The organism is Staphylococcus sp. 8AQ, from assembly GCF_902506595.1.
In the GTDB taxonomy this organism is placed as follows: domain Bacteria; phylum Bacillota; class Bacilli; order Staphylococcales; family Staphylococcaceae; genus Staphylococcus; species Staphylococcus pasteuri.
Window position 1 is genome coordinate 573,982 of record NZ_LR733871.1, and the last position, 19,777, is coordinate 593,758.

Annotated in this window: 20 protein-coding genes; 16 read left to right on the forward strand and 4 right to left on the reverse strand. The window is 32.0% G+C overall.

Features of this window, described 5'->3' with window-relative positions; all coding sequences use genetic code 11:
- The first annotated feature begins 46 nt into the window (after positions 1 to 46).
- Both GVY01_RS02965 and ptsP read left to right on the forward strand, forming a co-directional pair.
- Positions 47 to 313, forward strand: a complete 267-nt coding sequence (locus GVY01_RS02965) for a phosphocarrier protein HPr (RefSeq protein ID WP_159333637.1) — start codon at positions 47 to 49, stop codon at positions 311 to 313.
- 1 nt (position 314) lies between these two features.
- Positions 315 to 2,033, forward strand: a complete 1,719-nt coding sequence (gene ptsP, locus GVY01_RS02970; protein ID WP_017637705.1) for a phosphoenolpyruvate--protein phosphotransferase — start codon at positions 315 to 317, stop codon at positions 2,031 to 2,033.
- Between the two features lie 67 nt (positions 2,034 to 2,100).
- On the opposite strand, the gene GVY01_RS02975 is transcribed toward ptsP, so the two are convergent.
- Positions 2,101 to 2,331 carry a glutaredoxin family protein gene (locus GVY01_RS02975; protein WP_017637704.1) on the reverse strand — a complete coding sequence of 77 codons (231 nt, stop codon included), beginning with the start codon at positions 2,329 to 2,331 and terminating at the stop codon, positions 2,101 to 2,103.
- Positions 2,332 to 2,530: 199 nt separating this feature from the next.
- Between GVY01_RS02975 and GVY01_RS02980 the strand changes: the two genes are divergently transcribed.
- The 3 genes from GVY01_RS02980 to GVY01_RS02990 all read left to right on the forward strand — a co-directional run bounded on the left by GVY01_RS02980 (position 2,531) and on the right by GVY01_RS02990 (position 5,676).
- Positions 2,531 to 3,886, forward strand: coding sequence for a cytochrome ubiquinol oxidase subunit I (locus tag GVY01_RS02980; RefSeq protein WP_017637703.1), 1,356 nt, complete (start codon positions 2,531 to 2,533; stop codon positions 3,884 to 3,886).
- On the forward strand, positions 3,883 to 4,899 hold the full coding sequence (locus tag GVY01_RS02985; protein ID WP_017637702.1) for a cytochrome d ubiquinol oxidase subunit II: 1,017 nt from the start codon (positions 3,883 to 3,885) through the stop codon (positions 4,897 to 4,899). Before GVY01_RS02980 ends, GVY01_RS02985 begins: the two co-directional genes overlap by 4 nt.
- Positions 4,900 to 5,016: 117 nt before the next feature.
- Complete coding sequence (locus GVY01_RS02990) at positions 5,017 to 5,676, forward strand: potassium channel family protein (protein ID WP_017637701.1); 660 nt, start codon at positions 5,017 to 5,019, stop codon at positions 5,674 to 5,676.
- A 177-nt stretch (positions 5,677 to 5,853) separates the two neighbouring features.
- Here GVY01_RS02990 and rnjA read toward each other — a convergent pair whose 3' ends face one another.
- From rnjA to def, 3 genes are all read right to left on the reverse strand, one after another.
- Positions 5,854 to 7,542, reverse strand: coding sequence for a ribonuclease J1 (rnjA, locus tag GVY01_RS02995; protein WP_017637700.1), 1,689 nt, complete (start codon positions 7,540 to 7,542; stop codon positions 5,854 to 5,856).
- Complete coding sequence (locus GVY01_RS03000) at positions 7,542 to 7,760, reverse strand: DNA-dependent RNA polymerase subunit epsilon (RefSeq protein WP_017637699.1); 219 nt, start codon at positions 7,758 to 7,760, stop codon at positions 7,542 to 7,544. Before GVY01_RS03000 ends, rnjA begins: the two co-directional genes overlap by 1 nt.
- A 551-nt stretch (positions 7,761 to 8,311) precedes the next feature.
- On the reverse strand, positions 8,312 to 8,863 hold the full coding sequence (gene def, locus GVY01_RS03005) for a peptide deformylase (RefSeq protein ID WP_017637698.1): 552 nt from the start codon (positions 8,861 to 8,863) through the stop codon (positions 8,312 to 8,314).
- Positions 8,864 to 9,174: 311 nt separating this feature from the next.
- Here def and GVY01_RS03010 point away from each other — a divergent pair, with 311 nt between their 5' ends.
- From GVY01_RS03010 to GVY01_RS03060, 11 genes are all read left to right on the forward strand, one after another.
- Entirely contained in the window at positions 9,175 to 9,801 is a 627-nt protein-coding gene (locus tag GVY01_RS03010; RefSeq protein ID WP_029055529.1) for a YkyA family protein, read from the forward strand.
- 172 nt (positions 9,802 to 9,973) lie between these two features.
- Positions 9,974 to 11,086, forward strand: coding sequence for a pyruvate dehydrogenase (acetyl-transferring) E1 component subunit alpha (pdhA, locus tag GVY01_RS03015; protein ID WP_017637696.1), 1,113 nt, complete (start codon positions 9,974 to 9,976; stop codon positions 11,084 to 11,086).
- 3 nt (positions 11,087 to 11,089) lie between these two features.
- Complete coding sequence (locus GVY01_RS03020) at positions 11,090 to 12,067, forward strand: alpha-ketoacid dehydrogenase subunit beta (RefSeq protein ID WP_159333638.1); 978 nt, start codon at positions 11,090 to 11,092, stop codon at positions 12,065 to 12,067.
- A 63-nt stretch (positions 12,068 to 12,130) separates the two neighbouring features.
- Positions 12,131 to 13,444, forward strand: coding sequence for a dihydrolipoamide acetyltransferase family protein (locus tag GVY01_RS03025; RefSeq protein ID WP_017637694.1), 1,314 nt, complete (start codon positions 12,131 to 12,133; stop codon positions 13,442 to 13,444).
- 4 nt (positions 13,445 to 13,448) lie between these two features.
- On the forward strand, positions 13,449 to 14,855 hold the full coding sequence (gene lpdA / locus GVY01_RS03030) for a dihydrolipoyl dehydrogenase (RefSeq protein ID WP_017637693.1): 1,407 nt from the start codon (positions 13,449 to 13,451) through the stop codon (positions 14,853 to 14,855).
- Between the two features lie 166 nt (positions 14,856 to 15,021).
- Complete coding sequence (locus GVY01_RS03035; RefSeq protein ID WP_017637692.1) at positions 15,022 to 15,297, forward strand: UPF0223 family protein; 276 nt, start codon at positions 15,022 to 15,024, stop codon at positions 15,295 to 15,297.
- Between the two features lie 128 nt (positions 15,298 to 15,425).
- Positions 15,426 to 15,965, forward strand: a complete 540-nt coding sequence (locus tag GVY01_RS03040; protein WP_017637691.1) for a helix-turn-helix domain-containing protein — start codon at positions 15,426 to 15,428, stop codon at positions 15,963 to 15,965.
- Between the two features lie 13 nt (positions 15,966 to 15,978).
- Entirely contained in the window at positions 15,979 to 17,073 is a 1,095-nt protein-coding gene (locus tag GVY01_RS03045; protein ID WP_017637690.1) for an ABC transporter ATP-binding protein, read from the forward strand.
- Positions 17,066 to 17,869 carry an ABC transporter permease gene (locus GVY01_RS03050; RefSeq protein WP_017637689.1) on the forward strand — a complete coding sequence of 268 codons (804 nt, stop codon included), beginning with the start codon at positions 17,066 to 17,068 and terminating at the stop codon, positions 17,867 to 17,869. The genes GVY01_RS03045 and GVY01_RS03050 overlap by 8 nt, the downstream gene beginning before the upstream one ends.
- Positions 17,870 to 17,874: 5 nt before the next feature.
- Complete coding sequence (locus GVY01_RS03055) at positions 17,875 to 18,687, forward strand: ABC transporter permease (RefSeq protein ID WP_017637688.1); 813 nt, start codon at positions 17,875 to 17,877, stop codon at positions 18,685 to 18,687.
- A complete protein-coding gene (locus GVY01_RS03060) occupies positions 18,684 to 19,757 on the forward strand; it encodes an ABC transporter substrate-binding protein (protein WP_017637687.1) in 1,074 nt (357 codons plus the stop codon). The genes GVY01_RS03055 and GVY01_RS03060 overlap by 4 nt, the downstream gene beginning before the upstream one ends.
- Positions 19,758 to 19,777 lie beyond the last annotated feature (20 nt).

Sequence of the window (19,777 nt, forward strand, 5' to 3'; positions counted from 1 at the left end):
TGTAAGTATATTGAAGATTCTAACTTATAGAAGGAGAAATAAATTTATGGAACAAAAATCATATGTAATTATCGACGAAACAGGAATTCACGCTCGCCCAGCAACAATGTTGGTACAAACAGCTTCAAAATTTGATTCAGATATTCAATTAGAATACAACGGTAAAAAAGTTAACTTAAAATCAATTATGGGTGTTATGAGTTTAGGTGTTGGTAAAGATGCTGAAATTACAATTTATGCTGACGGTAGCGACGAAACAGAAGCAGTTGAATCAATCAGTGATGTCTTATCAAAAGAAGGTTTAACTAAGTAATATGTCTAAATTAATTAATGGTATTGCGGCATCTGACGGTGTAGCAATCGCTAAAGCATACTTAATAGTTGAGCCAGACTTAACTTTTGACAGCAGTGAAACAATCACTGATGTTGAAGGTGAAACTAGCAAATTCAATAACGCTATCGAAGCATCTAAAATTGAATTAACTAAAATAAGAAATAATGCAGAAGTTCAATTAGGCGCTGATAAAGCAGCTATTTTTGATGCACATTTACTTGTTTTAGATGATCCAGAATTAATTCAACCAATCCAAGATAAAATTAAAAATGATAAAGTTAATGCTGCGACAGCATTAAATGAGGTTACTACTCAATTTATTACTATTTTTGAATCTATGGATAATGAATATATGAAAGAACGTGCTGCTGATATTAGAGACGTTTCTAAACGTGTTTTAGCACATATTCTTGGTGTTGAATTACCAAACCCAAGTATGATTGATGAAAGTGTTGTTATTATTGGTAATGACTTAACACCTTCTGATACAGCACAATTAAACAAAGAATTCGTTCAAGGTTTTGTTACGAATATTGGTGGCAGAACAAGCCACTCAGCAATTATGAGTCGTTCTTTAGAAATCGCTGCTGTTGTAGGTACAAAATCAATCACTAAAGAAGTGAAACAAGGTGATATGATTATTGTCGATGGTTTAACAGGTGATGTTATTATCGACCCTACAGAAGATGAAGTAATTGCTTATCAAAATAAACGTGAACGTTTCTTTGAAGATAAACAAGAATTACAAAAATTACGTGATGCAGATACTGTATCTGTAGATGGTGTTCATGCTGAATTAGCAGCTAACATCGGTACACCAAATGATTTACCAGGTGTAATTGAAAATGGTGCACAAGGTGTTGGATTATATCGTACTGAGTTCTTATACATGGGTAGAGATCAATTACCTACTGAAGAAGAACAATTCGAAGCTTATAAAAAAGTATTAGAAACTATGGAAGGTAAACGTGTCGTTGTTCGTACATTAGATATTGGTGGCGATAAAGAATTACCTTACTTAGACTTACCTGATGAAATGAATCCATTCTTAGGTTACAGAGCGATACGTCTTTGCTTAGCACAACCCGATATTTTCAGACCACAATTACGCGCGTTATTACGTGCCTCTGTTTATGGTAAATTAAATATTATGTTCCCAATGGTTGCAACTATCAAAGAATTCCGTGATGCTAAAGCTATGTTATTAGAAGAAAAAGAAAATCTTCAAAACGAAGGTTATGATGTATCTGATGACATTGAAATTGGTATCATGGTTGAAATTCCAGCAACTGCAGCTTTAGCTGATGTATTTGCTAAAGAAGTTGATTTCTTTAGTATCGGTACAAATGATTTAATTCAATACACATTAGCTGCAGACCGTATGTCAGAACGTGTATCTTATTTATACCAACCATACAACCCTTCAATTTTACGTTTAGTTAAACAAGTTATTGAAGCTTCTCACAAAGAAGGTAAATGGACAGGTATGTGTGGTGAAATGGCAGGAGATGCAACTGCAGTGCCATTATTATTAGGTTTAGGATTAGACGAGTTCTCAATGAGTCCTACATCTATTCTTAAAGCTAGAAGACAAATTAATGGCTTAAGCCAAAACGAAATGTCAGAATTAGCAAATCGTGCTATTGATTGTGCTACACAAGAGGAAGTTATCGAATTAGTTAATAACATTTCAAAATAATATATATTAAAAAGCAACTAGGGCAATTAATTTTGCTCTAGTTGCTTTTTTGTTTGTTCATTCAAGATTATTTAATATTAAAAGCATCATTAATTTTATCCATATCAACTTGATACATAGGTTGGTTATCTAACAATATAAATGGGGTAGCAAACGCATCATAATCCATCATTTCAATACGATATTGATTATTTTTAATGTTTTTTTCTATAAAATCAACATTATTTGCTTTTAGATGATTTTTAACAAATGTACAAGGTGGACAATCGTCTTGAGTATATAATGTTATCTGTGACATCGAAAATTTCCTTTCTCTTAAATTTGTATAGACTTATCTTATAGATAAATTCTTAAAATATCAATGGTGTGAACATTGTGTGTCTTTTAATAAATTTTATATCAAAATTGTAAGCAGATGTATTTTGTTTGTGATACAGAAGATTTATAATTTTAAGCATTGTAAAATATTTAAAATTATAAGTACAAGGTGATTATATATGGATTCAGTAGAAATAAGCCGATTGCTTACAGGTATGACATTAGCAGTACATATCATATTTGCAACAATCGGTGTTGGTATGCCATTAATGTTTGTTATTGCAGAATTTCTTGGTATACGTAATAATGATGCGAATTATATAGCATTAGCAAGAAGATGGTCAAAAGGTTATACAATAACTGTTGCAGTTGGTGTTGTAACGGGTACAATTATTGGTTTACAACTGTCGCTTGTTTGGCCGACATTTATGAAAATGGGTGGTCATGTCATAGCCTTACCATTATTTATGGAAACATTTGCTTTCTTCTTTGAAGCAATTTTCCTAAGTATTTATCTTTATACATGGGATAGATTCAAAAATAAATGGATTCACTTTTTCATTGGTTTACCTGTGATTATCGGTGGGTCGTTCTCAGCATTTTTTATAACGTCAGTTAACTCATTTATGAATACACCTGCTGGCTTTGAAATGAAGAATGGTCGAATGGTGAATGTTCAACCATTAGAAGCAATGTTTAATTCATCATTTATTGTAAGATCATTTCACGTCGTTGCGACAGCAGGTATGACAATGGCATTCGTTCTTGCAGCAATTGCAGCGTTTAAGTTATTAAAAAATCCTCACCCAGAAGATAAAACATATCATTTAAAATCTTTAAAAATGACTATGATTGTTGGTTTTATATCAACATTATTATCTATGTTAGCAGGGGACATGTCTGCAAAATTCTTGCACAAAGTACAACCTGAAAAATTAGCAGCTTATGAATGGCATTTTGATACGCAGTCACATGCCAATTTAGTATTTTTTGGTGTATTAAACGACAAAACAAAAGAAGTATCTGGTGCTATTGAAATACCTGGAATGTTAAGTTTTTTAGCTGATAATAATACGAAAACAACAGTAAAAGGACTTAATGATTTTCCTAAAAATGAATTACCACCATTAATCGTTCATTATTTCTTTGATTTAATGGTATCTATGGGTGTATTTTGTTTTATTGTTTCTGGAATATATATGTTATTTTTAATCATTAAAAAATTACGTAAGTTTACAACTCATAAAGCTATGTTATACGGTATTTTATTAACTGGACCAGCTTCTATGTTAGCTATAGAGTTTGGTTGGTTCTTAACTGAAATGGGACGCCAACCATGGATTGTAAGAGGTTATTTAAGAGTTTCACAAGCTGCAACACAAGCTGGAGGCATTACGTTAGTAACAATACTATTTGGTTTATTATATTTAGTACTTTTAGTAACTTCAGCTTATGTTTTACTAAGAATGTTTAAAAATAAACCGGCAATCAATGATGTTGATCGAGTAATTAAAGAAAGAGGTGATAGCAAATGATGTATTCATATATAGGTATTACAGTGTTATGGATATTTTTATTTTGCTATATCATCGTAGCCTCAATTGATTTTGGTGCAGGATTCTTTGCACTCCACTCTAAAATTACTGGTGATGAAAAGAAAATTAATCACCTTATTGAAAGATATTTAAGTCCAGTTTGGGAAGTAACCAACGTATTTTTTGTATTTTTCTTTGTCGGTTTCGTCGGTTTCTTTCCGGATTCTGTTAAGTATTTAGGAACAGTGCTACTTGTTCCCGGTTCACTTGGAACGATATTGATTTCAATTAGAAATAGTTTTTACGCATTTGAAAATTATGGTCAAGATACTAAATTACCATGGATTGTCTTATATGGTTTAACAGGTTTGTTGATTCCGGCTGCATTAGCGACTGGATTAACGATTTCAGAAGGTGGCTACATAAAAGAAGTTGGTAATCATGTTGATTTGGAATGGGTTCAATTGTTATTAAGTCCTTTCGCATGGTCCGTAGTATTTTTAGCCATTATATCTGTACTTTATATATCTTCAGGATTCCTAACGTTTTATGCTAATAAAGCGAATGATAAACCAGCATACGATTTAATGAGACGTTGGCATATATTTTGGGGACCACCAATGATGATTATTTCATTATTTGTCTTTTTATCACTAAGAGTTCAAAATTCATATCATTTTAATAATGCTGTCTTTAACTATTGGTGGATGTTTGTTATTAGTTTTATATTTTTCTTAATTGCTGGTGCATTAACAATATTTAAGAAAAATCATGGCTTGGCATTTATTATGGTTATTCTACAGATGTTATTTGCCTTTTTCGGATATGGTATCAGTAAATTGCCATATTTATTACAACCATTTGTGAAAATTTCAAGTTCCCATGTCAATGATGAAATGGGTCTAGCACTTGTAATAGCATTTATTTTAGGTTTACTTTTATTAGTTCCATCGTTAATATTATTATTGAGATTATTTGTTTTCGATAAAGATTATGTTGAGGGCAAAAAATAATTTATAAAAGTTTATCAATATATAACAACGGTATTGAATCAATTTTTAAAGTGTTACATTAGTAAGGATTGATTTAGCCGTTGTTATTTAAATGTGTATATATTACGGAGGACAATTATGGAAAAGGAATACGTTGTAATTGGTTTAGGCCGTTTCGGTGGCAGTATTGTTCGTGAACTTAACGCCTTAGATATGGATGTTATGGCTATTGATAGTGATGAAAATAGAGTCAATGAATATAGCGATATTGCAACACATGCAGTTGTTGCAGATACAACAGATGAAGCAGTAATGAAAAGTTTAGGTATAAGAAACTTTGATCACGTTATTGTTGCAATTGGTGAAAATATTCAATCTAGTACCTTAACAACACTTATTTTAAAAGAATTAGGTGTAAAAAAGGTTACTGCCAAAGCACAAAATGATTATCATGCCAAAATATTAAATAAAATAGGGGCAGATACTGTTGTACATCCAGAACGTGATATGGGAAGACGTATTGCACATAATGTTGCAAGTGCCAGTGTATTAGATTATTTAGAATTAGCAGATGAACATTCAATCGTTGAATTAAAAGCTACAGAAAAAATGACTGGACAAACTATCATAGACTTAGATATCCGTGCTCAATATGGAATTAATATTATTGCTATTAAAAGAGGTAAGCAGTTTATAGTTTCACCTGATCCATATTTAAGTATTGAAATCGGGGATATACTGATTATGATTGGACACGATAATGATTTAGGTCGCTTCGAAAAGAATATCGTTAAATAAATAATATTAGTATTAAGTAGGGGTATACTTTACAATTCTAGCACTCAGATGAAGTAGATTAATTTCGATTCATCTGAGTGCATTTTTGTGTTCTAATATTTTATTTTTACAATACAAAAACTCCCATAAGTAAAATTATCGAAGGATAATTTTTACTTATGGGAGTTTATTATAGAATTATTGATTTTTATTTTCATTAACTTTCATAATAACCGGTAAGATCATTGGTCTACGAGCTGTTTTTTCAAATAAATATGGTTGTAATGTTTCAATAATTGAAGATTTAATTTGATGCCACTGTATATCTTTATTTTGATTTAATTTGGAGATAACATCTGTTTTAATACGACGTTGTGCATCATATATTAATTGACCAGATTCACGCATGTAAACAAAACCTCTTGATATGATATCTGGACCTGAAAGTAATGTATTAGTGTTAAAGTCAATACTAACTACAACGATTACTAAACCTTCTTCAGATAATAATTTACGATCTCTAATAACAACATTACCTATATCACCGATACCGCTACCATCAACAAGGACATTACCTGAAGGGATTCTACCTGCTTTACGAGCAGAATCATGTGTTAAGGCAAGAACGTCACCTATATCAAAGATAAATACATTCTCTTCATCTACACCACAATCAACACCAGTTTCACCATGTGCTTTCAACATACGATACTCACCATGAATAGGTAAGAAGTATTTTGGTTGAATTAAACGTAGCATAAGTGATTGGTCACCACGTGAACCGTGTCCAGATGTATGAATATTAGAAATTTTACTATGAATAACATCTGCGCCAGCTTTGTATAGTGCATTGATTGTACGGTTAATACTTTTTGTATTACCAGGAATAGGTGATGAACTAAATACCACTGTATCTTCTGGAATAATTTTAATTTGTTTGTGTGTACCGTTAGCAATACGAGATAATGCTGCCATTGGTTCACCTTGAGATCCTGTACATAGAATAAGTAATTCGTGTTTAGGAATACTATTAATTTTACCTGGTTCTACAAAAGTTTCAGGTGGAGCTTTAATATAGCCTAATTCCATACCAATTTTAATATTATTTTCCATTGAGCGTCCGAATGTGACAATTTTTCTATTGTGTTTAACAGCGGCTTCTACTGCTTGTTGTACACGATAGATATTCGATGCGAAGGTAGCGAATATGATACGACCTTTGCAGTTACGGAAAATTTTATCGACATTTTGACCAACTTCACGTTCACTAAGTGTAAAATCTGGTACTAAAGCATTTGTTGAGTCAGATAGGAGACAAAGCACACCTTCTTCACCAAGTTTAGCCATTTTTGCAATGTTAGCTGGTTCACCAACAGGTGTGAAATCAAACTTAAAATCTCCAGTATGAACGATTTTACCTTCTGGAGTATCCACAACAACACCGTATGCTTCTGGGATACTATGAGTAGTAAGGTAGAATGAAATTTCAAAGTGTTTTGATTTAATGACACTATCTTCATTAATTTCGTTCAGTTGAGCAGTACGTAATAAGTTATGTTCATCTAATTTGTTTCTAATCAATCCTAAAGCTAATGGACCACCGTAAATAGGTACATTAATTTGCTTTAATAGGAAGGGCACACCACCTATATGATCTTCGTGTCCATGTGTTATGAACAGACCAACAATTTTATCTTGGTTCTGTTCTAAGTAAGTGTAATCAGGAATGACATAGTCAATTCCTAAAAGATTATCATCTGGAAATTTAATACCAGCATCAATAATCACGATTTCATTTTTGTACTCAATAGCATAAGTGTTTTTACCAACTTCACCTAAGCCACCAAGTGCATATACACCTACTTCATTTTGATGTAATTGTTTCATTATTCAGCTTTCTCCACACTGAAATGATCTGAAGTTTCTTTTTCGTAATCTAAATGTGCGCCCTCTAATTTAGTGATAAATTCGATATTAAAATTACGGTCTTTTAAATAACGTCTAACTTGTTCTTCAGTTTGTGCTTCAACATAAATTGTTTGTGTGTTTTCACGCACGATTACTTCATCTTTATTATGTTGATAGAATACTTTAAATACTGACATTGATATAATTCCTCCTAAGGATTGTTTTAAATATTTATTCAAGTCCCTTGGTTTACAACTCGGGTTATTAAAGATAGAAACAATAAAATTCTAATTGATATAACTCTTCAATAAAGCATGCTTCCTTATTTAAAATAAAATACATACCAGCTCAATCTAAATAGATATACAATGATTCTATTTAATTTCACTACCGAGTATGTTTTCCAGGGAAATATTGTCGTTCAAATTTTGAAAAATAGCATTAGTTCACTAAGTTTTCAGTTAATATATATTTTACATGATGTATAAGAAGAAATAAAGCAGTTTTATCTTTAAATAAAGTGGTAAGAAGTGTTTTAAGCGAGAATATTTAAATAATGACTAGTTTTTAAATGGAATTGTTCCACTTTTACTATTAGATATTTGTTTAAATTATAATAGATAGGTATTTAATAGATGAAGAAATATATAATGAGAAGTAGTGGAGTTAAGACTCGTAATAATATTTACAGAAGTTCAGAAATAAAAACTCGTAAGTAATTAATACTTACGAGTTTTAAAATTTCATATTAAACTTCTACTGCATCATTATGTGGTGTTAAAGGATTAGCTTCGTCGATATGATCGTAAAACATTACACCATTTAAATGATCAATTTCATGTTGGAAAACGATAGCAGGGTAGCCTTTTAAACGTAATTTAATATCATTACCTTCGATATCTTGAGCTTTTATAGTCACTCTATTATGACGATGAACCAATCCAGGAATTGATTCGTCAACACTTAAACATCCTTCACCAGTTGGTAAATAAGCTTCTTGGACACTATAACTCATTACCTTTGGATTCACTAACATATAGTCATAAGATTTCCCATTACCATCATCAGGTAAATAAACTGCAATCATTCTTTTTGAAACATTAATTTGTGGTGCTGCTAAACCTACACCGGAGCGTAAACCATATTTATTAGCGATGTCATCATCTTGACTATTAATTAAAAACTCACGCATAGCTTTTAATGTTTCTTTATCTTCATTAGATAAAGGGAAACTTAATTCTTGAGCTTTTTCACGTAGTGTAGGATGACCATCTCTTATTATATCTTTCATTGTTAACATGTTTGACACCTTCCTTAATATAAATATACCAAATTAGATAGGTAGAAGTACATTGATGTAAATTAGATCATTAGTAGAAATGCTAAATAAAAGTTAGAATAACATCATAGTCGACAAACTTCTATAATTAGATAGTGTAAAGTCAAAACTCACTGATGCTATATAGTATAATAATTTTATATTATAATATAAATAAAGGTATGCTCGTTATATACATGAATAGTTTAGACTGCTTATAATATCGATTTCGTTGATTTATAATGTAGATTTATTTATTATAACAAGCGTACAACTTTGAGGAGGAAACAGAAATGAAATTTAACAAAACGATAGCAGTAGTAGCTACATCGGCTGTTTTGTTAGCAGGATGTACTACAGATAAAAAAGAAATTAAAGCATATGACGATCAAGTACAAAATGCTTTTGATAAAGAAAAACCAGTTACAGATGTAAGTAAAAAAATTAATAAGTTAGAAGAAGAAAAACAAAAGCTATTTAAAAAAGCTAATGATAAAGATCAGCAAACTAGAGAAAAAGCTGCTGATGATATTGTCGAAAATGCAGAAAAACGTGAAAAAGAATTTAAAAAAGAAGAAAAAGCGCTTAATGAGTCTGAAAAAGAATTTAAAAAAGCAGAATCACACATTGATAATATAGACAATAAAGATAAGAAAAAAGAAGTTGAAGAACTAGATAAAGCGATAAAAGATAAATATAAAACACATAGCGACTATGCAAAGGCTTACAAAAAAGCTTTAGGTAAAGAAAAATCACTGTTTAGTTTTATTAATAAAGATGGTGCAACACAAGAACAAGTTGATGAAAAATCAAAAGAATTAAGTAAAGCCTACAAAGATATGAATAAGAAATTTAAAGCGTATTCAAAAGCTATGAACAAGGTAAATAAGGAAAAACAAGACGTAGATCAATTTAAATAATTTGACGATTGATACAGATGTAGGGGAAGTATTAGTACAGTCCTTACATCTGTATCTTTTTATAATAAAACAGAACTTTATGAAATCGTTTAACAGGGTTATTTATTTGTGATACAATTGTTATGGATAAAATGAATTTCTATTTATAAATGGGAAAGGTATGGTGAATTGAATGGCTCCTAAGTTACAAGCCCAATTCGATGCGGTAAAAGTACTAAATGACACACAGTCGAAATTTGAAATGGTTCAAATTTTAGACGTAGATGGTAACGTTGTAAATGAAGACTTAGTACCTGATTTAACAGACGAAGAATTAGTAGAATTAATGGAAAGAATGGTATGGACACGTATTTTAGACCAACGTTCTATTTCTTTAAATAGACAAGGTCGTTTAGGTTTCTATGCACCTACAGCAGGACAAGAGGCTTCTCAATTAGCTTCTCAATACGCTTTAGAAAAAGAAGACTTTATTTTACCAGGGTATCGTGATGTGCCACAAATTATTTGGCATGGTTTACCTTTAACTGAAGCTTTCTTATTCTCAAGAGGTCACTTCAAAGGAAATCAATTCCCTGAAGGCGTTAATGCATTAAGCCCACAAATTATCATCGGTGCTCAATATATTCAAACAGCAGGTGTAGCATTCGGTCTTAAAAAACGTGGCAAAAATGCAGTTGCAATTACTTATACTGGTGATGGTGGTTCATCTCAAGGTGACTTCTATGAAGGTATTAACTTTGCTTCAGCATACAAAGCACCAGCAATCTTTGTTATTCAAAACAATAACTACGCGATTTCAACACCACGTAGCAAACAAACTGCAGCAACTTCATTAGCTCAAAAAGCTATTGCTGTTGGTATCCCTGGTATCCAAGTTGATGGTATGGATGCGTTAGCAGTATATCAAGCTACTAAAGAAGCTCGTGAACGTGCAGTTGCAGGTGAAGGTCCAACATTAATCGAAACTATGACATATCGTTATGGTCCACATACTATGGCTGGTGACGACCCTACACGTTACAGAACTTCAGATGAAGACGCAGAATGGGAGAAAAAAGACCCATTAGTACGTTTCAGAAAATTCTTGGAAAACAAAGGTCTTTGGAATGAAGAGAAAGAAAATGAAGTTATTGAACGTGCTAAATCAGACATCAAAGCAGCTATTAAAGAGGCTGACAATACAGAAAAACAAACTGTTACTTCTCTAATGGAAATCATGTATGAAGAAATGCCTCAAAACTTAGCAGAACAATATGAAATATACAAAGAGAAGGAGTCGAAGTAAGCCATGGCACAAATGACAATGGTTCAAGCGATTAATGATGCGCTTAAAACTGAACTTAAAAAAGACGAAGACGTATTAGTTTTCGGTGAAGACGTTGGTGTTAACGGTGGTGTATTCCGTGTTACTGAAGGTTTACAAAAAGAGTTTGGTGAAGATCGTGTATTCGATACACCACTTGCAGAATCTGGTATTGGCGGTTTAGCTTTAGGTTTAGCTATTGAAGGTTTCCGTCCAGTAATGGAAATCCAATTCTTAGGATTCGTATATGAAGTATTTGACTCTGTAGCAGGACAAATCGCACGTACTCGTTTCCGTTCAGGTGGTTCTAAAACTGCACCTGTAACAATTCGTACCCCATTCGGTGGCGGTGTGCATACTCCTGAATTACACGCAGATAACTTAGAAGGTATTTTAGCTCAATCTCCTGGATTAAAAGTTGTTATCCCTTCAGGTCCATACGATGCTAAAGGTTTATTACTTTCTTCTATTAGAAGTAACGATCCAGTAGTATATTTAGAGCATATGAAATTATATCGTTCATTCAGAGAAGAAGTTCCTGAAGAAGAATATACAATTGATATCGGAAAAGCTAATGTTAAAAAAGAAGGTAACGACATTACTTTAATCGCTTATGGCGCAATGGTTCAAGAATCATTAAAAGCAGCTGAAGAATTAGAAAAAGAAGGTTATTCTGTTGAAGTAATTGATTTACGTACAGTACAACCAATTGATATTGATACTTTAGTAGCTTCAGTTGAAAAAACAAATAGAGGAGTAGTTGTACAAGAAGCACAACGTCAAGCAGGTGTTGGTGCACAAGTAGCAGCTGAATTAGCTGAACGTACAATTTTATCATTAGAAGCTCCAATCGCTCGTGTTGCAGCAGCTGACACAGTATATCCATTTACTCAAGCTGAGAATGTTTGGTTACCAAATAAAAATGATATTGTTGAAAAAGCAAAAGCAACTTTAGAATTTTAATAATTGAATAAAATTTATATTAAATAGTGATTTTTATTATAAAATCTTAGGAGGAAAAAGACCGTGGCATTTGAATTTAGATTACCCGACATCGGGGAAGGTATCCACGAAGGTGAAATTGTAAAATGGTTTGTAAAAGCTGGAGATACAATTGAAGAAGATGATGTCTTAGCAGAAGTTCAAAATGATAAATCTGTTGTAGAAATTCCATCACCAGTTAGTGGTACAATTGAAGAAGTATTAGTTGATGAGGGTACAGTAGCAGTTGTTGGTGATATCATCGTTAAAATTGACGCACCAGATGCTGAAGAAATGACATTCAAAGGTCATCACAGTGATGAATCATCAAGTGATGCACCTAAAGAAGAAACTCCTCAAGAAGACAACGCTTCATCTCAAGAAAGTCAACCAGCAGCAACTAATGCTCAAGACGCTGAAGTTGATGAAAATAGAACTATTAAAGCAATGCCTTCAGTACGTAAATATGCACGTGAAAATGGCGTGAATATTAAAGCAGTTGCAGGTTCAGGTAAAAATGGACGTATTACAAAAGAAGATGTTGATGCATACTTAAATGGTGGATCAACTCAAACTACATCTAATGAAAGTGCAGCATCAGATGCTACTTCAGAAGATAGTAATGTTGCAGCAACTCAAACAGTTCCAGAAGGCGATTTCCCAGAAACAACTGAAAAAATCCCAGCTATGCGTAAAGCAATTGCCAAAGCTATGGTTAATTCTAAACACACAGCGCCACACGTTACATTAATGGATGAAATTGATGTTCAACAATTATGGGATCACCGTAAGAAATTCAAAGAAGTTGCAGCTGAACAAGGAACAAAACTTACTTTCTTACCATATGTAGTGAAAGCACTTGTTTCTGCACTTAAAAAATACCCAGCACTTAATACTTCATTTAATGAAGAAGCTGGCGAAATTGTACACAAACATTATTGGAATATTGGTATTGCAGCAGACACAGACAGAGGTTTATTAGTTCCTGTTGTTAAACATGCTGACCGTAAATCTATTTTCCAAATTTCTGATGAAATTAATGAACTAGCTGTTAAAGCACGTGATGGTAAATTAACTTCTGATGAAATGAAAGGTGCAACATGTACAATCAGTAATATCGGTTCAGCTGGTGGACAATGGTTCACTCCAGTTATTAATCACCCAGAAGTAGCTATCTTAGGAATTGGGCGTATTGCTCAAAAACCGATTGTTAAAGATGGAGAAATTGTAGCAGCTCCAGTTCTTGCATTATCATTAAGCTTTGACCACAGACAAATCGATGGTGCAACTGGACAAAATGCTATGAATCACATTAAACGTTTATTAAATAATCCAGAATTATTATTAATGGAGGGGTAAAAAGATGGTAGTTGGAGATTTCCCAATTGAAACAGATACTATTGTAATCGGAGCAGGTCCTGGAGGTTATGTTGCAGCAATTCGTGCAGCACAACTAGGTCAAAAAGTAACAATCGTTGAGAAAGGTAATTTAGGCGGCGTTTGCTTAAACGTTGGTTGTATTCCTTCTAAAGCTTTATTACACGCATCTCATCGTTTTGTTGAAGCACAACATTCAGAAAATTTAGGGGTAATTGCTGAAAGTGTTTCTTTAAATTATGAAAAAGTTCAAGAATTCAAATCATCAGTAGTTAACAAATTAACTGGTGGAGTTGAAGGATTATTAAAAGGTAATAAAGTTGAAATCGTTAAAGGCGAAGCTTACTTTGTAGATAATAACAGTTTACGTGTTATGGATGAAAAAAGTGCTCAAACTTACAATTTCAAACATGCTATTATCGCAACTGGTTCTAGACCAATTGAAATTCCTAACTTTGAATTCGGTAAACGCGTTATCGATTCAACAGGTGCGTTAAACTTACAAGAAGTACCTGGTAAATTAGTTGTAGTTGGTGGCGGTTATATCGGTTCAGAACTTGGTACTGCATTTGCAAACTTCGGTTCAGAAGTAACAATTCTTGAAGGTGCCAAAGATATTTTAGGCGGCTTTGAAAAACAAATGACACAACCAGTTAAAAAAGGCATGAAAGAAAAAGGTGTCGAAATCGTTACTGAAGCTATGGCTAAATCAGCTGAAGAAACTGAAAATGGTGTTAAAGTTACTTATGAAGCTAAAGGTGAAGAACAAACAATCGAAGCTGATTATGTATTAGTAACTGTTGGACGTCGTCCAAACACTGATGAATTAGGCTTAGAAGAATTAGGTCTTAAATTCGGAGAACGCGGTTTATTAGAAGTTGATAAACAAAGCCGTACTTCAATCGAAAATATTTTCGCAATTGGAGATATCGTTCCAGGTTTACCACTTGCTCATAAAGCTAGCTACGAAGCAAAAGTTGCTGCAGAAGCTATTGATGGACAAGCTGCAGAAGTTGATTACATTGGTATGCCAGCAGTATGTTTCACTGAGCCAGAATTAGCTCAAGTTGGATATACTGAAGCGCAAGCAAAAGAAGAAGGTTTATCAATTAAAGCTTCTAAATTCCCTTACGCTGCAAATGGCCGTGCATTATCTTTAGATGATACTAATGGTTTTGTTAAATTAATTACACTTAAAGAAGATGACACAATCATCGGTGCTCAAGTTGTTGGTACTGGCGCATCAGATATTATTTCTGAATTAGGTTTAGCAATTGAATCAGGTATGAACGCTGAAGATATTGCTTTAACAGTACATGCTCACCCAACATTAGGTGAAATGTCAATGGAAGCAGCTGAAAAAGCGATTGGTTACCCAATCCACACAATGTAATTTAACGAATTAGTTAAATGAGACTGGCAACATAATTGTTGCCAGTTTTTTTATGTTGTCAAAACTATATACAATCTTAGTTTAAAAATATTAAATCAGTTGTTTGTTAAATGCTTGTTCGATAGACTGAATATATATTCTATTAAACATATTGGAGTGAAAAAACATGGAATATCAATATCCCTTAGATATAGACTGGAACAATGAGGAAATGATGTCAGTCATTCATTTCTTTAATCAAATTGAAAATTATTACGAATCATCTGTTAAAGGCGAAGATGTCAAAAATGCTTACAAAACTTTTAAACAAATAGTCCCTGGTAAAGCAGAAGAAAAACAAATATTTAAAGAATTTGAAAAAAGTAGTGGATATAATAGCTACAAAGTTGTTCAAGAAGTGACTAAAAATCCCGATCAACAAGTCTTTTCTGCAAAGTCATAATCCATAATACAAATCATTTATTTTAAAAAGTATTGATTATAAAGTTATATTTTGGTATTTTTATTAAGCGTTAAACAAAATGTTTGATAAAAGTAAACTTAATATAGCTTTTTTTAGGTGGTTTCAATATGGATATAGGTTATAAACTTAAGAATCTTAGGAAAATAAAAAATTTAACTCAAGAAGAATTGGCAGAAAGAACTGATCTTTCAAAAGGATATATTTCCCAAATAGAAAGTCAAAATGCATCACCAAGTATGGAGACATTTTTAAGTATCTTAGAAGTCTTGGGTACTTCAGCAAGTGATTTCTTTAAGGAATCAGAACAACAAAAGGTCATTTATAAAAAGAAAGATCAGGTCATTTATGATGAATATGATAGGGGCTATATATTAAATTGGTTAGTAACTAAATCTAATGAATTTGAAATGGAACCACTTTTATTAACATTAAAACCTGGTGCGTCTTATAAAACATTTAATCCATCAGAATCTGATACATTTATCTATTGCTTACAAGGTCAAGTTACACTTCAATTAGGTAATACTTGTTATCATGCTAACAAAGAAGATGTATTTTATTTTAAAGCGAACGATGATCATCGTCTATTTAATGAAAGTCATGAAGAAGTGAAAATATTAATTGTTGCAACAGCATCATATTTATAAGGAGTTGTAGAAATTGGCACCATTATTATCATTTAAGGGAGTAAGTAAAGGATATGATGACGTTCAAATATTAAATGAAATTGATATTGATATAGAGTCTGGACACTTTTATACATTGTTAGGTCCTTCTGGATGTGGTAAAACAACGATTTTAAAATTAATAGCTGGATTCGAATATCCTGATAAAGGTGAAGTTATATACCAAAATAAACCAATCGGTAAGTTACCTCCAAATAAGCGAAAAGTGAATACAGTATTCCAAGATTATGCATTATTTCCACACTTAAATGTATTTGATAATATCGCATATGGATTACGACTTAAGAAAATGAGTAAATCTGCAATAAAAGATAAAGTAGAAGAAGCTTTACGATTAGTAAAACTTTCAGGATATGAAGAACGCAATATCAATGGTATGAGTGGTGGTCAAAAGCAACGTGTTGCTATAGCACGAGCGATTGTTAACGAACCAGAAATACTTTTATTAGATGAATCATTATCCGCTTTAGATTTAAAATTACGAACTGAAATGCAATATGAACTACGTGAATTGCAATCAAGATTGGGGATTACATTTATTTTCGTAACCCATGATCAAGAAGAAGCTTTGGCTTTAAGTGATTACATATTTGTAATGAAAGATGGTAAAATTCAACAATTTGGTACACCTAATGATATATATGATGAGCCAGTCAATCGATTTGTGGCAGATTTTATTGGTGAATCTAATATTGTAAAAGGAAGAATGGTCGAAGATTTCGTTGTTAATATTTATGGTCAAGATTTTGAATGTGTAGATATGGGAATTCCTGAAAATAAAAATGTAGATGTAGTGATTCGTCCTGAAGATATTTCTTTAATCGAAGCAGATAAAGGCTTATTCCAAGTAAAAGTTGATTCAATGCTTTTTAGAGGGGTACATTACGAAATTTGTGTAGTTGATAGAAAAGGATATGAGTGGGTAATTCAGTCGACACGTAAAGCAGAAGTTGGTAGTGAAGTTGGTTTATATTTTGAACCAGAAGCTATTCATATTATGGTACCTGGAGAAACGGAAGAAGAATTTGATAAACGAATTGAAAGTTATGAGGAAGTTGATAATGCGTAATACAAATCGTTTATTGCTCATCCCGTATTTAATTTGGATGGTTCTTTTTATTATCATCCCAGTGGTACTTCTCGTTTATTATTCTTTTCTCGATAACCAAGGACATTTTAGCTTTACTAACTATGAACACATCTTTACATTTAGTTATTTAAAAATGTTTACTGATTCAATCCTTTTTGCAGCTATTATAACAATTGTAACGCTCGTGATAAGTTATCCAGCTGCTTACTATATTGCACAATCAAAATATCAAAATTTACTATTAATGATTATGATTATACCAACTTGGATTAACCTATTATTAAAAACATATGCATTTATTGGTTTATTAAGTCATGATGGGTTAATTAATCAATTATTAAATATATTTCATTTATCTCCAATAAACATGTTATTTACAGCAGGTGCGTTTATTGTGGTGGCTAGTTATATCTATATCCCATTTATGATACTGCCTATATTTAATAGTATGAAAGCTATACCTAATAATTTACTACAAGCATCTAGTGATTTAGGTGCCAGTCCATTAACGACATTTAGAAAAGTGATTGTACCATTAACAAGAGAAGGTGTAATGACAGGTGTACAAGTTACCTTTATACCAGCATTATCATTATTTATGATTACTCGTCTTATCGCAGGTAATAAAGTTATTAATATTGGTACAGCAATTGAAGAACAATTTTTAACTATTCAAAACTATGGAATGGGATCTACGATTGCATTATTCTTAATCATCTTCATGGCATTTATATTAATTATGACAAAATCTAAATCTAATCATAGGAAAGGGTGAGAAATGTGAAATGGTATGGCAAGCTTTATATAAGTATTTTAATTGCTGTGTTATATATACCCATTTTGTTTTTGATGGTATATTCATTTAATTCAGCAGGTAATATGATTCATTTTGAACATTTCACATTAGAACACTATCAAACCTTGTTCCAAAATGATAAATTAATGTCTGTCATTTTTAATACGATCGCAGTCGCATTAATTGCGGCTGCTGTCTCAACTTTAATAGGTACTTTAGGTGCAATTGCTATTTATTATTTAAGAAATAAACAATTTAAAGTAACCTTATTAACTTTAAACAATGTATTGATGGTATCATCTGACGTTGTAATTGGTGCTTCTTTTTTAATTATGTTCACTGCTATAGGTCATTTTACTGGATTAGGACTTGGTTTTTGGACAGTTTTAGCATCACATATTGCATTCTGTATACCGATAGTTGTTATCGTTGTATTACCTCAATTATATGAAATGAATGATAGTATGTTGAATGCAGCTAGAGATTTAGGAGCTACAGAATCACAACTATTGAGTAGTATTGTGATACCTAATATAATGCCTGCAATCATCGGTGGCTTTTTTATGGCATTAACGTATTCCTTAGATGATTTCACAGTGAGCTTTTTCGTAACAGGTAACGGATTTAGTGTGCTTTCTGTAGAAGTCTATGCCATGGCTCGTAAAGGTATAAGTATGGAAATTAATGCTATATCAACAATATTATTTGTCGTTATAATGATAGGTGTCATTGGTTATTACGCGATTCAGCACATCGTTCAACGTAAAAAACATACGAAACGAGGTGTGAATACATGAAGCGATTTTTACAATTAATTTTAATTTCTATCATTATCGGCGCTTTATGTTTAGTAGTCAGTCATTGGTTTAAATCAAAAGAGAATACAGACACCAATCAGAAAATTTATGTATATAACTGGGGAGAATACATTGACCCAAGTTTAATTAAAAAATTTGAAAAAGAAACAGGTATACAAGTAGTTTATGAAACATTTGATTCTAATGAAGCTATGGAAGCAAAAATTCGTAATGGTGGTACGCATTACGATGTAGCATTTCCAAGTGAATATACAGTACAAAAATTAAAACGTGCACATCTTTTAGAACCACTTGATCATAAAAAAATACCTAATATTAAAAATTTAGATTCAGATTATATGAACATGCCATATGACCACCATAATAAATATTCATTACCTTATTTCTTTGGTACTGTTGGCATTTTATATAATAAAGATAAGTATCCAAATGATTCTTTTAATAGTTGGAAAGATTTATATAAACCAAAATATAAAAATGAAGTACTTTTAGTAGATGGTGCTCGAGAAATTATAGGTTTGGGTCTCAATAAATTGGGATATAGTTTGAATGATAAAAATCCACAACATATTAAAAAAACTGAATCAGATTTACAGAATTTAGCACCACAAGTAAGAGGTGTCGTAGGTGATGAAATTACAATGATGCTTCAACAGAATGAAGGTAATGTGGCCGTTGTTTGGAGTGGGGTTGCTGCTCCATTAGTACAAGAAAGTGACAAATATAATTACGTTATTCCTAAAGAAGGGTCTAATCTATGGTTTGATAATATGGTTATACCAAAAACAGCGCAAAATAAAGAGGGCGCATATAAATTTATGAACTTCTTATTAGATGCAAAAAACAACAAACAAAATACCGAATGGGTAGGCTATGCGACACCAAATAAAGCTGCAAGGAATATGTTACCAAATGATATTAAAAATGATCATAGATTTTACCCTAATAAAAAGGAACAACAACGTTTAGAAGTTTATCAAGATTTAGGTCAAGATACATTAAGTGAATATAACGAAAGTTTTTTAAATTTTAAAATGTCGTTAAAGTAGAATGAAAATGGTAGTTATTT